The sequence below is a fragment of the Cellulomonas sp. IC4_254 genome (genome assembly GCF_011603975.1).
Classification (GTDB): Bacteria; Actinomycetota; Actinomycetes; order Actinomycetales; family Cellulomonadaceae; genus Cellulomonas.
On record NZ_JAANNB010000099.1, the window covers coordinates 1 to 13,946 of the forward strand.

10 protein-coding genes are annotated in these 13,946 nt (G+C 75.1%); 8 read left to right on the forward strand and 2 right to left on the reverse strand.

Annotated features, from left to right (window positions below; all coding sequences use genetic code 11):
* Positions 1-341: 341 nt before the first annotated feature.
* A complete protein-coding gene (locus G6556_RS11085; RefSeq protein ID WP_166941283.1) occupies positions 342-1,844 on the reverse strand; it encodes a PAS domain-containing sensor histidine kinase in 1,503 nt (500 codons plus the stop codon).
* A 176-nt stretch (positions 1,845-2,020) separates the two neighbouring features.
* Here G6556_RS11085 and G6556_RS11090 point away from each other — a divergent pair, with 176 nt between their 5' ends.
* From G6556_RS11090 to G6556_RS11110, 5 genes are all read left to right on the forward strand, one after another.
* Entirely contained in the window at positions 2,021-2,527 is a 507-nt protein-coding gene (locus G6556_RS11090; protein WP_166941284.1) for a DUF2505 domain-containing protein, read from the forward strand.
* A 239-nt stretch (positions 2,528-2,766) separates the two neighbouring features.
* The gene (locus tag G6556_RS11095) at positions 2,767-4,062 is read left to right on the forward strand and encodes an extracellular solute-binding protein (protein ID WP_166941285.1); all 1,296 of its coding nucleotides are present in this window, start codon (positions 2,767-2,769) and stop codon (positions 4,060-4,062) included.
* Positions 4,063-4,169: 107 nt separating this feature from the next.
* Complete coding sequence (locus G6556_RS11100) at positions 4,170-5,270, forward strand: sugar ABC transporter permease (protein ID WP_205693330.1); 1,101 nt, start codon at positions 4,170-4,172, stop codon at positions 5,268-5,270.
* Complete coding sequence (locus tag G6556_RS11105) at positions 5,267-6,184, forward strand: carbohydrate ABC transporter permease (protein WP_166941286.1); 918 nt, start codon at positions 5,267-5,269, stop codon at positions 6,182-6,184. The genes G6556_RS11100 and G6556_RS11105 overlap by 4 nt, the downstream gene beginning before the upstream one ends.
* A gap of 107 nt (positions 6,185-6,291) precedes the next feature.
* Entirely contained in the window at positions 6,292-7,326 is a 1,035-nt protein-coding gene (locus G6556_RS11110) for a LacI family DNA-binding transcriptional regulator (protein WP_166941287.1), read from the forward strand.
* A gap of 189 nt (positions 7,327-7,515) precedes the next feature.
* Here G6556_RS11110 and G6556_RS11115 read toward each other — a convergent pair whose 3' ends face one another.
* Positions 7,516-10,869: a proline dehydrogenase family protein gene (locus G6556_RS11115; RefSeq protein WP_166941288.1), complete on the reverse strand. Its 3,354-nt coding sequence runs from the start codon at positions 10,867-10,869 to the stop codon at positions 7,516-7,518.
* A gap of 111 nt (positions 10,870-10,980) precedes the next feature.
* Here G6556_RS11115 and G6556_RS11120 point away from each other — a divergent pair, with 111 nt between their 5' ends.
* From G6556_RS11120 to G6556_RS20235, 3 genes are read left to right on the forward strand one after another with little or no spacing between them, the layout of a single operon-like run.
* Positions 10,981-11,808, forward strand: a complete 828-nt coding sequence (locus G6556_RS11120) for an AraC family transcriptional regulator (RefSeq protein ID WP_166941289.1) — start codon at positions 10,981-10,983, stop codon at positions 11,806-11,808.
* Positions 11,809-11,822: 14 nt separating this feature from the next.
* A complete protein-coding gene (locus G6556_RS11125; RefSeq protein WP_166941290.1) occupies positions 11,823-12,608 on the forward strand; it encodes an aldo/keto reductase in 786 nt (261 codons plus the stop codon).
* The gene (locus G6556_RS20235) at positions 12,605-13,738 is read left to right on the forward strand and encodes a M15 family metallopeptidase (protein WP_166941291.1); all 1,134 of its coding nucleotides are present in this window, start codon (positions 12,605-12,607) and stop codon (positions 13,736-13,738) included. The genes G6556_RS11125 and G6556_RS20235 overlap by 4 nt, the downstream gene beginning before the upstream one ends.
* Positions 13,739-13,946: the final 208 nt, after the last annotated feature.

Genomic DNA, 13,946 nt, shown 5'->3' on the forward strand with positions numbered 1-13,946 from the left:
AGCACCCTCGCGCACCCGGGCCAGCACCCTCGCGCACCCGCGCGCACTCTCTCTCGCGCTTCCTCCCCGCTCGGGTTCGCCGAGATGGCAACTCTCGGCTGCCACCGGCCGCCCGCGCACAGCCGAGAGTTGCCATGTCACCGCACGAGCGCCGAGAGGGCAGAAGGTGTCCCCTCACATGGCGCGATGGGGACAGGGAGTGCCCACTCGGCGAGTGCTCCGCGCGGCGCGTGCGCGGCACAGCGCCCTTCGAGCGCAGCGCGGCTCGGGCGCGGTCCGAGCGCAGCGGGGTCCGAGCGCAGCGCGGCTCGGCGCAGCGAGGCTCGGGCTCAGCGCCGGGGTCAGGCGACCGTGGCGGCCGCGTCGCGGCCCGGGGTGCGCAGCGTCGCGCGCAGCGTGACCTCGGTGCCGCCGCCGGCGCGGGGCGCCCACGCGATCGACCCGCGGAGCTCGTTGGTCACGAGCGTCGAGACGATCTGCGTGCCCAGGCCCGTGCCCGGGCCGGCGCCGCTGCCGGCCGCGTCGGCCGGGATGCCGGCGCCGTCGTCGGCGACCGTGACCGTGAGGTCGTCCTCGACGCGCTCGGCGTTCACCTCGACCGACCCGTGGTCGCGGCCGGCGAGGCCGTGCTCGACGGCGTTGGTGACGAGCTCGGTGAGCACGAGGGCGAGCGCGGTGGCGTCCTCGGCGGACACGGGCCCGAAGGTGCCACGGACCAAGGTCCGGACCGACGCCCCGGCGGACGCGACGTCGGCGGCGAGCCGCAGCGACCGGCCGACGAGCTCGTCGAACTGCACGGTCTCGTCGAGGGTCTGGGACAGCGTCTCGTGCACCAGCGCGATCGTGGCGACCCGGCGCATGGCCTCCTCGAGCGCGGCGCGGGCCTCGGGGACGTTCATCCGGCGGGCCTGCAGCCGCAGCAGCGCCGCGACGGTCTGCAGGTTGTTCTTCACGCGGTGGTGGATCTCGCGGATCGTCGCGTCCTTGGTGATGAGCTCGCGCTCCCGGCGGCGCAGCTCGGAGACGTCGCGGCACAGCAGCACGGCGCCGATCCGCTCCCCCTCCTCGGACAGCGGGACGGCCCGCAGGGACAGCGCGACGCCGTGCGCCTCGATGTCGGTGCGCCACGGCGCGCGGCCCATGAGCACGAGCGGCATCGACTCGTCGACGGGCGAGTTCTGCTGCACGAGGTCGGCGACCACCTCGACGAGCGACCGCCCCACGAGGTCGTCCATCGCGCCGAACCGGTGGAAGCAGGACAGCGCGTTCGGGGAGGCGTACAGGACCTCGCCCTCGGAGTTCAGCCGCACGAGGCCGTCGGCGACGCGCGGGGCGCCGCGGCGCGGGCCGGTCGCGGCGTTGAGCATCGGGAACTCGCCGCGGGCGATCATCCCCATGATGTCGTCGGCGGCCTCGACGTAGTTCAGCTCGAGGCGACTGGGCGTGCGGGCCCCGCCGAGGTTGGTCTGCCGGGCGATGACGGCGATGGCGCGACCGTCGTGCACGACCGGCACGGCCTCCTCGCGCACGGCGTACGACCCGAACCAGCGCGGCTCGCGGGAGCGCTGCGCGCGGACCTCGCTGAGCGAGCGCTCGAGCTGCGGGCGCTGGCCCTCGGGCGCGCGGGAGCCGACGACGTCGTCGTAGTGCACGGTCGCGCCGGTGCTCGGGCGGGCCTGCGCGATGGCCACGAAGTCGCCGTCGTCGGTGGGCAGCCACAGCACGAGGTCGGCGAACGCGAGGTCCGAGATGACCTGCCAGTCCCCGACCAGCAGGTGCAGCCACTCGAGGTCCGCGGCGTCGAGGTGGGCGTGGCGCTGCGCGAGCTCGCTCAGGGTGGACACCGCCCCAGGGTACGGCGCACGACCTGCCCGGCCCGGGCCCGTCCCACGTCCCGGCACGTGACGCGCCCCACGCCCGCGCCGACGCCGGGACGCGCGGCCGGGTCCGGGCGGATACTGTCGTCGGACCCGCACCTCCCCCGCGGCCGCCCGCGCACCTCGGAAGGACCCGAACGCCCGTGCACCTGCAGGTCACCGTCCCCGTCCCGGCCGACCCCCGCACCGCCGGGACGATGCTGGCCGACCCCGTGTACGTCCGGGCGAAGGTCATCGCGAGCGGCGCCGAGGTGCTGCACGTCGACGTGGCCCCCGCGGACGACGGCGCGCTGACGGTCACCACCCGGCGCGCGCTGCCCACGGACCAGATCCCGGCGAACGTCCGCGCCTTCGTCGGCTCGACGCTCGAGGTGCGCCAGGTGGAGGCCTGGGAGCCCGCCGCGGCGGACGGCACCCGCACCGGGACGGTCGCGGTCGAGATCGCCGGCGCGCCCGTCCGGCTCACGGGGACCGTCGCGCTGGCCGCCGCCGAGGGCGGCTCCGCGATCACCTACGACGGCGACCTCAAGGCGAACGTCCCGCTGTTCGGCTCGGCGGTCGAGCAGGCCGCGGCGAAGGCCGTGCGGGGCGCGCTCGAGGCCGAGGCCGGCGTGGCGCGCGGGTGGGCCGCGGGCTCCGCGCAGGAGTAACGATTCCGTAACGCGATCCGCGGCACCAGGGCGCTGACCTGCGCGGACGTCGTCGTGGGACCGCTTCCACACCCGTTTGCGCACCCCGTCGCTTGACTTCACCACCCCCGGACGACAAGGTGCCTGACATGGCGTGAGAGCGCTCCCGCAGTACGCGGTGGGAGCGGTCCCACGACGGGCGCCGGTGCCGGCGACCCGACGGGAGCGGCGACGTCGCCGCGGATGACGAGGGAGTCACAGTGCGCAGGAGCACGCGCAAGACCTGGGTGGCCGTGGCCGGAGCGGCGAGCGTCGCCCTGCTGGCGACGGCGTGCGGCGGCGGGTCGGACGACGCCGCCGGCGACGGCGATTCGGACGGTCAGATCACCCTGACCATCTCGACCTTCAACCAGTTCGGCTACGAGGACCTCCTCAAGCAGTACGAGGAGGAGCACCCGAACATCAAGATCGAGCACAACAAGTTCGGCAAGTCCGACGACGCCAAGGAGCAGTTCCAGACGGCGCTCGGCGCCGGCTCGGGCCTCGCGGACGTCGTGGGCGTCGAGGTCGACTGGCTGCCGCAGATGATCCAGTACTCGGACCAGTTCACCGACCTGACCAGCGACTCGGTCGAGGGCCGCTGGAACAAGTGGACCACCGACCAGGCCACCACCCCGGACGGCGCGCTGCTCGGCTACCCGACCGACATCGGCCCGGAGGCCATCGCCTACCGCTCCGACCTGTTCGCCGCGGCCGGCCTGCCGACGGACCGCGAGGCCGTGGCCGAGCTGTTCGGTGGCGACGACGCCACCTGGGAGGACTTCTTCGCGGTCGGCGACCAGTTCATGGCCGCGGGCACCGGTCCGGCGTTCTTCGACTCGGCCGACGCCCTCGCCCAGGGCTGGATCAACCAGGTCGAGGTGCCCTTCGAGGACCCCGACTCCGGCGAGATCATCGCGCTCGACAACCCGGACATCCGCGAGATCTACGACACGATCCTGTCGCACGAGGACCAGTCCGCCGGCCTCAAGCAGTGGGAGGCCGACTGGACCAGCGCCTTCCAGAGCGACGCCTTCGCGGTGGCGCTCGCCCCGGCGTGGTTCCTCGGCAACATCGAGGGCAACTCGGCCGGCGTCGAGGGCTGGGACATCGCCAACGTGTTCCCCGGCGGCGGCGGCAACTGGGGCGGTTCGTTCCTCGCCGTCCCGACGATGTCGAAGCACCCGAAGGAGGCCCAGGAGCTCGCCGACTGGCTGACCGCCCCCGAGCAGCAGCTCGCCGCGTTCGCCGTCAACGGCAACTTCCCGAGCCAGATCGAGGCGCAGCAGTCGGACGAGCTCCAGGGCATGACCCGCGAGTTCTTCAACGACGCCCCGACCGGCCAGATCTACACCGACCGGGCCGCGGCCATCTCCGTCGCGCCGTACAAGGGTGAGAACTACTTCACCATCCGCAGCGGCCTGTCCGACGCCTTCAACCGCGTCGACGTCGACAAGTCGATGACCCCCGAGGAGTCCTGGAAGGGCTTCGAGGACGCGGTCGCCGCGATCGGCTGACCCCACCGGGCCGGGCCGCCGGGAGCTCCCCGGCGGCCCGGCCCGTCGCGCGGGCACCACCCGCGCCCGCACCGCACCACCCCGGCCCGCCCGCACGAAGGAACCCCATGGCCACCCAGACGGCGCCCCCCAGGGGCGCGGCACCGCGCAGCGACGACGACCGCGCGCCCCGGAAGATCGGCTTCAAGCAGACGCTGGGCCGCTGGGACGTGAAGGTCTCGCCCTACCTGTACATCTCGCCGTTCTTCCTGCTGTTCGCGGTGGTCGGCCTGTTCCCGCTGCTCTACACCGGCTGGGTCTCGCTGCACGAGTGGAGCCTGATCGGCGGCCAGGGCGACTTCGTCGGGTTCGACAACTTCACGTTCGTGCTCGGCCAGACGTTCTTCTGGAAGGCCCTGCGCAACACCCTGAGCATCTTCCTGCTGTCGACGGTGCCGCAGGTGATCGTCGCCCTCGTCATCGCCGCGATGCTGGACGCGAACCTCCGCGCGAAGACGTTCTGGCGGATGGGCGTCCTGCTCCCCTACGTCGTCGCCCCGGTGGCCGTCGGCCTGGTGTTCTCGCAGATGTTCGCCGACGGCTCGGGCATGATCAACTCCCTGCTCGGCCAGATCGGCATCGACCCGATCGGCTGGCACAAGGACGCGTTCGCCTCGCACATCGCCATCGCGTCGATGGTGAACTTCCGCTGGACCGGCTACAACGCGCTGATCCTGCTGGCCGCCATGCAGGCGATCCCGCGCGACATGTACGAGGCCGCGACGCTCGACGGCGCCACCCGGATCCGGCAGTTCTTCTCCATCACGGTCCCGATGGTCCGCCCGACGATGATCTTCGTGATCCTCACGTCGACCATCGGCGGCCTGCAGATCTTCGACGAGCCGCGCATGTACGACGCGACCGGCCTCGGCGGATCGAACGGCCAGTGGAAGACCGTGACCCTCTACCTGTACGAGCTCGGCTGGAACAAGCAGCAGCTCGGCCGGGCCGCGGCGGTCGCCTGGCTGCTGTTCCTGATCATCATCCTGTTCGCGCTGCTCAACAACTTCCTGACCAGGAAGATCGCCTCCGCGGACGACATGAGCCGCAAGGCGAAGGCCGCCCGCCGCGAGACGCGGCGCCGCTCGCGCGACCTCGCCCGCCGGGTCAAGCAGACGTCCGACGCCGCGGTGCCCGCGGCCGCCCCGATCGAGGTGGACCCCCGATGAGCGCCCCGTCCGTCCCCGTCATCGCGCAGACCGCCGGCAAGGGCGCGGCCCGCGCGGCGCAGCGCAAGCGCAACAAGTCCCACGGCGGCGCCGACCGGCGACCGGGCTGGGTGACCTACGTCGTCCTCGGCGCGTTCATCCTCATCTCGGCGTACCCGCTGTACTTCACGTTCCTGCTGTCGTCCTCCACGTCGGCGGAGGTGGCCCAGAACCCGGTGCCGTCGCTGATCCCCGGCGGTGAGTTCTTCACGAACCTGCAGCGCGTGTTCGACGCCGACATCGACCTGGTGAAGGCGACCGGCAACTCGCTGATCGTCGCCGTGGTCACCAGCCTGTCGGTGGTGTTCTTCTCGACGCTCGCCGGCTACTCGTTCTCCAAGCTCCGGTTCCGCGGCCGCGGCCCGCTGCTGGTGTTCGTCATCGCCACGATGGCCGTGCCGACCCAGCTCGGCGTCGTGCCGCTCTACATCGTCATGCGGCAGCTCGGCCTCACCGGCAACCTGCTCGCGGTGATCCTGCCGGCGATGGTGACCGCGTTCGGCGTGTTCTGGATGACCCAGTACCTCGACTCCGCCCTCCCCTACGAGCTCATCGAGGCCGCCCGGGTCGACGGCGCGTCCATGTTCCGCACGTTCTGGTCGGTGGCGCTGCCCGCGGCCCGGCCGGCCGCGGCGATGCTCGCGCTGTTCACCTTCATCACGTCGTGGACGAACTTCTTCTGGCCGTCCATCGTGCTCGGCACCCAGAACCCGACCCTGCCGGTGGCCCTCAAGCTGCTGCAGGCCGGCTTCTTCCAGGACCTGCCGCTCATCATGGCCGGTGTCGTCCTGTCGATCATCCCGCTGCTCCTGCTGTTCGTCGCCGCCGGCCGCCAGCTGGTCGCGGGGATCATGGCCGGGGCCGTCAAGGGCTGACCGCTACGCTTCGCGCGGGGCCCCTCACCGGGCCCCGCGCAGGGGCGCGCGTCCGCCGGTGCGCCGCGCACGGGCACCACCCGACCGTCACGAGGGGGCGATCCAGCGTGATCGACCAGTCCGCCATCCCGTCGGCCACCCACCCGGCACCGACGCTCGAGCAGGTCGCGCTGCGCGCGGGCGTCTCCCGCTCCACCGCCTCTCGCGCCATCAACGGCGGCGACCGGGTGTCCCCCGAGGCCATGGAGTCCGTCGCCGCGGCGGTCGCCGACCTGGGCTACACCCCGAACCGCGCCGCGCGGTCGCTCGTCACGCGCCGCACCGACTCGGTCGCGCTGGTCGTGCCCGAGCCGGACGAGCGCGTGCTGTCCGACCCGTTCTTCGCCGGCGTGCTCAACGGGGTGTCCACGCCGCTCGCGCTGGCCGACCTGCAGCTGCTGCTCGTCATCGCGCGGCCCGGCGAGTCCGAGCGCACCGCCCGGTACCTGCGCGCCGGGCACGTCGACGGCGCCATCGTGGTCTCGCACCACCGGGACGACGCCATCGACCGCGCCCTGCAGGCCTCCCGGCTGCCGACGGTGTTCATCGGCCGCCCGCTGGTCGGCGGCGAGGCCGCGGCGGTCGTCGACACCGACAACCTGCGCGGCGGCCGGATCGCGACCGAGCACCTCGTCCGGCTGGGCCGGCGCCGGATCGCGACCATCGCCGGGCCCGCCGACATGTCCGCCGGCATCGACCGGCTCGCCGGGTGGCGCGCCGCGCTGGCCGAGGCCGGGCTGCCGGACGACGCGGTGGTGCACGGCGACTTCACCGTCGACGGCGGAGCGTCGGCGGCGCGCGAGCTGCTCGCCCGGTTCCCGGACCTCGACGGCATCTTCATCGCGTCCGACCTCATGGCCGCCGGCGCGCTGCCCGAGCTCGCCGAAGCGGGCCGGGCCGTGCCCGGGGACGTCGCGGTCGTGGGCTACGACAACTCCGGCCTGGCGACGACCACCAAGCCGAACCTCACGACGGTGACGCAGCCGGTCATCGCGATGGCGCGCGCCGCCGGCGAGGAGCTGGTCGCGCAGCTCCAGGGGCGCCGCGCCCGCACGGAGGCCCAGGTCTTCGAGCCGGAGCTCGTGGTCCGCGGCTCGGCCTGAGCCCGCCGCCCTCCCTCCCTCCCGTGCGTTCGGAGGCTCCCACGGGTCCCGGAGGGGGGCGCCCGGGGTCGGAGGCCTCCGGGGCACCCTCCGATACCGCGCCGCACCCTCCGATCCCGGGCGGAGCCTCCGAACGCGGGCGGAGCCTCCGATCCCGGGCGGAGCCTCCGATCCCGGGCCTGCGGCGGGTCAGCGGGTGGGGTCGACGTGCCCGAAGCGGTGGCGCGTGCGTGAGACCGCCTGCTCCCGGACGACCGTCATCAGCTCCCGCCGGCCGCTCGCCACCACCGGGGCGTCGAGGACCGTGACCTCGCCCGTGCGGGTGACCGCCGCGGCGCGCAGGCCCGGCGCCGAGCCGACGACGCGCACCCGCCCGGTGACCTCACCGGCCGCGACCCGCAGGGCGAACGCGTCGTCGCTCTCCTCCGCCGCCCGGCTCACCGTCACCGGCACGCCGGCGGTCCGCGCCGCGGACAGCACGCGCAGCACGTCGCGCTCCCGCCCGTCGGCGCCGACCCGCACGGTCAGGTGCGGCACCGGGCGGTGCCGGAGGGCGTTCTCCTCGGACGCGAGCCCGGACGGGTCGTGGGCCACGCCGAGCTCGTCGTGCCAGACCCGTGCGTCGTCGGCGTGCGCCCACGCCAGCCACGCCTCGTCGTCCAGCGCCGCGACCTCGGGGGCGTCGGACCAGGCGCCGAGCTGCGCGACGTACGACGGGCCGCCGGCCTTCGCACCAGGGCCGACCACGGAGGCCTTCCAGCCGCCGAACGGCTGCCGCTGCACGATCGCGCCCGTGATGTGCCGGTTGACGTAGGCGTTGCCGACCTCGACCCGGTCCAGCCAGTGCGCGATCTCGACCTCGTCGAGCGAGTGCAGGCCACCGGTGAGGCCGAGGGCGACCGCGTTCTGCACCTCGATCGCCTCGTCCAGGGTGTCGACGCGGATCACGCCGAGCACGGGGCCGAAGCACTCGGTGAGGTGGAACCAGGACCCGGGCCGGACGCCGTGCTTGACGCCGGGCGTCCACAGCCGGCCCTCCTCGTCGAGCCGCCGCGGCTGCACGAGCCACGACTCGCCCTCGTCGAGCGTGGTCAGCGCGCGGAGCAGTTTGCCCGACGCCGGCTCCACCAGCGGGCCCATCGTGGTGCCGAGGTCGTCCGACCAGCCGACCCGCAGCGACGACACCGCGTCGGCGAGCTGTCGGCGCAGCCGGTCCGACGTGCCCGCCGAGCCGACGAGGATCGCCAGCGACGCCGCCGAGCACTTCTGCCCCGCGTGCCCGAACGCGGACCGCACGAGGTCGGCGACCGCGAGGTCCACGTCGGCGGAGGGCGTGATGATGAGCGCGTTCTTGCCGGAGGTCTCGGCCAGCACGTCGAGGTCGGGCCGCCAGCCGGCGAACAGCTGCGCGGTCTCGAGCGACCCGGTCAGCACGACCCGCGCGACGTCGGGGTGCGTGACCAGCCGGCGGCCGACCTCGCCCTCGGGCGACAGCACGACCTGCAGCGCGGCCTCCTCGACGCCGGACGCGTCGAGCGCCCGCTGGATCGCCGCGCCGGCCACCCGTACGCACCGCGGGGTCTGCGGCGCCGGCTTGATCAGCACCGGGGACCCGGCCGCGAGCGCCGCCAGCATCGAGCCCACCGGGATCGCGACCGGGAAGTTCCACGGCGGGGTCACCACCGTGACGCCGCGCGGCCGGAACACCGCGCCCGGGACGTGCCCGTCGGCGAGCTCCTCCGCGCGGTCGGCGTAGTACCGGGCGAAGTCGACGGCCTCGCTGACCTCGGGGTCCGCCTCGGCGACGGTCTTGCCGCCCTCGTGCACCATCGTCGCGACCAGGTCGCCGCGGGCGGCCTCGAGCTCGTCGGCGGCGCGGCGCAGCACGGCGGCGCGCTCGGCGGGCGTGCGGGCGGACCAGGCGGCCGCGGCGGCGACCGCGCGGGCGACGACCGCGTCCACCTCGGCCTCGGTGCCGACCTCGACGGCGCCGGCCGGCGGCTCGACCTCCGTCGCGACCAGGCGCGCGGCCCAGTCCCGGGACTCGGCGACCGCGGGGTCGGTGTCGGCGGCGTTCCGGAACGCCCCCGGCTCGGGGGCCGGCGCGCCGGGGTCGCGGGGCAGCCGGCGGCGCTCCGTCGGCACGCGGTCCGCGCGGGCGACCGACGCGAGGAACGCGTCCTCCTGCGAGGAGATGCCCTCGTCCGGGCCGTCCCCGCCGGCGAACAGCGCGTGCAGGAAGTTCTGGTGCGCGGCGTTCTCCTCCAGCCGGCGCACCAGGTAGGAGATCGCGACGTCGAAGTCCCGCTTCGCCACCACCGGGGTGTAGAGCAGCACCTGGCCGACCTCGCGCTGCACCGCGCGGGCCTGCGCCGGCGCCATGCCCTGCAGCATCTCGATGTCGAGCGCCTCGGACACGCCGCGGTGCTCCGCGAGCAGGTGGGCGTAGGCGACGTGGAACAGGTTGTGGCTGGCCACGCCGACCCGGAGCGCGGACGTCCGCGCCGGGTCGAGCGCGCGCCGGACCAGCCGGACGTAGTGCGCGTCGACGTCGGGCTTGCCGGCGTACGGCGCCTGCGCCCAGCCGTGCAGCTCCGCCTCGACCTGCTCCATCGCGAGGTTCGCGCCCTTGACCAGCCGCACCTTGAGCCGCGCGCCACCCGCCTCGACCCGGCGCCGGGCGATCGCGGTGATCTCGTCGAGCGCGTCGGAGGTGTCGGGGAGGTACGCCTGCAGCACGATGCCCATCTCGGCGCCGCGCACCTGCGGGTCGGTCACGAGCTCGTCGAACACCCGCACGGTCAGCGCGAGGTCGCGGTACTCCTCCATGTCGAGGTTGAGGAACGTGCCGCTCGCCGCCGCGGCCCGGTACAGCGGCCGCAGCCGCTCGACCACGCGCCGCACGCTGCCCTCGGTGTCCCAGGTCGACAGCTGGCTCGCCACGGCCGAGACCTTGATCGACACGTAGTCGACGTCCGGGCGGGCGGCCAGCTCGGCGACCCGCTGGAGCCGGCGGTTCGCCTCGTCCTCGCCGAGCACGGCCTCGCCCAGCAGGTTGAGGTTGAGCCGGAAGCCCTCCCGGCGGGCGCGCGCCAGGTGCGGACCCAGACCCGGGCCGGCGTCGGCGACCAGGTGGCCGACGAGCTGGCGCAGCCGGATCCGGGCCGCGGGCACGACGGCGGCCGGCAGCAGCGGGGCGACCTTCGCGCCGACCCCGAGCAGCGCCCGGTCCACGGCGCCGAGGAACGCCGCCGCGTCGGCCGCGCGCTCCCCCAGGCCGGCGAGCTCGGCCGCCGCGACCCGGGCGTCCTCCGGGCGGGCGACCCGGTCCACGAACCGCACCGCGAGCTCCAGGCCCGCGGGGTCGGCGACCAGCGCGGCGAGCCGGCCGGTGGCCCGGCGCTCGGCCGGGGTCTCGTCGGCGGCGGTCGCGTCCATCCAGCGGTGCGCGAGGTCGACAGCGTCGCGCGTCAGGTGCTCCGGGGCGGGCGGCGCGGCGTCGGCGGCACCGGCGGCGGCGGCCGGGTCGTGGGTCGTCGTCATGGCGGGATCCTCCCCGAGCGCCGCGCGCCCCGTCTTGCACGGATCGACCGGGCCACCGGGCCGGATCCGTGACACGTGCCCGTCACGCGCAGCACCTACGCTGCCCCCGACATGGAACGCCGTCCACCCCACCCCGCCGGGCCCGACGCCGCGCCGGCCGCCGACGCCGCCGCGCGCGCCCTGCTGCGCGCCCTCACCCCCGCCCTGCTCCGGCTGTGCGACGACCTCACCGGCACGATGTTCTGCGCCAAGGACGTCACCGGGCGGTACGTGGTGGTCAACGACGCGTTCGTCCGCCGCACTCCCGAGCGGTCCCGCCGGGCGGTCGTCGGGCGCACCGCCGCCGAGCTGTTCCTCCCGCACCTGGCCGAGCGGTACGACGCCCAGGACCGGGACGTCCTCGCGACCGGCCGCGCGCTGCACCGCGAGCTCGAGCTCATCCGGCGACCCGGGGGCCCGCCCGGCTGGTACCTCACGTCCAAGGAGCCGGTGCGCGACGACGCCGGCGCGGTCGTGGGGCTGGTGAGCATCTCCCAGGCGCTGCGCGCGAGCGACGCGGACGCGGCGACCGTCCAGGCGCTGTCCCGGGTCGCGGCGTTCGTCCACGGGCGGCTCGCGGACCCGCCGACCGTGGCCGAGCTCGCCGAGGCGGCGGGCTGCTCGCCGTCGACGCTCGACCGCCGGGTCCGTCGCGTCTACGCCCTCTCCCCTCAGCAGTACGTGCTCCGGGCGCGGGTGGACCACGCGGCGGCGCTGCTCGGCGGGACGGACCTGCCGCTGGCCGAGGTCGCCGCCGCGGCCGGGTTCTACGACCAGGCCTCGTTCACCCGGACGTTCGGCCGGCTCACCGGCGAGACGCCCGCGCAGTTCCGCCGCGCCGTGGCCCCGCTGGTCCCGCCGCTGGTCGCGCCCCTGCCGTGGCCGCGGTCCGCGGGCTGAGCCACGATGGACGCATGACACCCGCTCCGCAGATCCCCACCGTCACGCTCAAGGGCGGCGAGATGCCGCTGCTCGGGCTCGGCACCTGGCAGTCCGAGGGCGGCGACGCCGAGCGCGCCGTGGTCGCCGCGCTCGAGCTCGGCTACACGCACGTCGACACCGCCACGGGCTACGGCAACGAGGCGCAGGTCGGCCGCGCGCTGTCGTTGCGCGACATGGACCGCGACGCCGTCTTCCTCACCACGAAGCTGCCGCCGGACCACGCCGGGCGCGAGCGCCAGACGCTGCACGAGTCGCTGGCCGCGCTCGGGACCGACCACCTCGACCTGTGGCTGATCCACTGGCCGCCGAACAAGCAGGCCACGCCCGCCACCTGGGAGCAGTTCATCGCCGCGCGCGACGAGGGCCTGGTGCGCTCGATCGGCGTGTCCAACTACTCGATCGCCCAGATCGACGAGCTCATCGCCGCCACCGGCGAGGCGCCCGCCGTGAACCAGATCCCGTGGAGCCCGGGCGACTTCGACGCCGACCTGCTCGCGGCGCACGCCGAGCGCGGCGTGGTCGTCGAGGGGTACAGCCCGTTCAAGCGGACCGACCTGGACGACCCGGTGCTCACCGCGATCGCCGAGGCGCACGGCGTCAGCACCCGCCAGGTCGTGCTGCGCTGGCACGTGGACCACGGGATCGTCGTCATCCCGAAGTCGACCAACGAGGACCGGATCGCGCACAACCTCGAGGCGCTGCAGTTCACGCTGTCCGCCGACGAGCTCGCGCAGATCGACGGCCTGGGCGGCAAGTGACGGAGCCGGACGCGACGCGCGGCCCCGGGGCGACCGGCGCCCCGGGGCCGTCGCCCGTCCCCCCGCCCGCGACGCGGCGCGCGGCCCGCGCCGCCGCGAGCGCCGCGGCACACGCCGCCGCGTCGCCCGCGGACGGCACCGACCCCGGCGCCGGGCCGGACGCCGTGGTCACCACCGGCCCCTCCCCCGCGCGCCGGTACGGCCGCGGCCGGGCCGTGGTGGCCGCCGCGACCAGCGCCGTCCTCGTCGCGGCCGTCGCGGTCGTGGGCGTGCAGCTGCACGACGCGCGCGAGCGGGCCGCCGAGGCCGAGCAGCGCGCCGAGGCCATCGGCCTCACCGCCGAGCTCACCGCGGCGGAGGACGACTTCCTCGCCGAGCAGCGCCGCACCGCCGAGTCCGAGGCGTCCCGCCGGTCGACCGAGGCCGTCCGCCTCGCCCGGGAGCAGGCCGCCGCGGAGGAGGCCGCCCGGGTCGCCGCCGAACAGGCCGCGGCCGAGGCGGCTGCGGCGGAGGCCGCCCGGGCCGCGCAGGAGCAGGCCGACGCCGAGGCCGCCGCCGCGCAGGCGAGCAGGGGCTCGGGCTCCGCCGGGGCGCCCGCCGGTGCGCCGAGCAGCCCCGGCATCGCGGGCTGGGTCGACGGCCGCCCGGTCGACGCCCAGGGGAACGTGCTCTGGGTGACCTCCGTGCCGACGGCCGACGGCGACGGGTCGAACGGCCACATGCCGGCCTCGGCGATGTGCCAGGTGCCGTGGGGCACCGACCAGCTCGGGTTCGCCCAGTACCTGCGGTGCGACGCCGCGGACGCCCTGACCGCGCTGAACGAGGCGTTCCGGGCGCAGTTCGGCGCGTCGGTCGACATGGACCTGACCTACCGGTCCTACGAGGACCAGGTGGCGATGAAGGCCGCGTTCGGCGGGCTCGCGGCGGCGCCGGGCACGTCGTCGCACGGCCTCGGCACCGCGCTGGACGTGCAGGAGTGGCCCGGCACCTACGGCTTCGGAACCGCCCGCTACGACTGGCTGGTCGCCAACGGCCCCACCTACGGCTGGTACGCGCCGGCCCGGGTCCGCCAGGGGCAGCCGTACGCCGAGTACTGGCACTTCGAGTACGGACCCGGCCGCACGTCCTGATCGGCGGCCGCCGCGTCGAGTGCGCAGAAGCCCGGACGGTTCGTCCCGGTTCGTCCCGCGGGTTCTGGGCACTCGACAGTCGACCGGTCCGGGCCCCGCTCCTGTGGCACAGTGACGAGGTACCCCGGCCGCCGTCGGCGGGGGCGGCGACGAGGCCGCTCCCGGGCTGCCGGACGCGATGCCCAGGAGGCCTCTGCATGACCGCGAC

Excerpts from the sequence above, each read along its gene's own strand:
- G6556_RS11100 (WP_205693330.1), top strand. The coding sequence starts at position 4,170 with ATGGCCACCCAGACGGCGCCCCCCAGGGGCGCGGCACCGCGCAGCGAC.
- G6556_RS11105 (WP_166941286.1), top strand. The coding sequence starts at position 5,267 with ATGAGCGCCCCGTCCGTCCCCGTCATCGCGCAGACCGCCGGCAAGGGC.
- G6556_RS11115 (WP_166941288.1), bottom strand. The coding sequence starts at position 10,869 with ATGACGACGACCCACGACCCGGCCGCCGCCGCCGGTGCCGCCGACGCC.
- G6556_RS11120 (WP_166941289.1), top strand. The coding sequence starts at position 10,981 with ATGGAACGCCGTCCACCCCACCCCGCCGGGCCCGACGCCGCGCCGGCC.
- G6556_RS11125 (WP_166941290.1), top strand. The coding sequence starts at position 11,823 with ATGACACCCGCTCCGCAGATCCCCACCGTCACGCTCAAGGGCGGCGAG.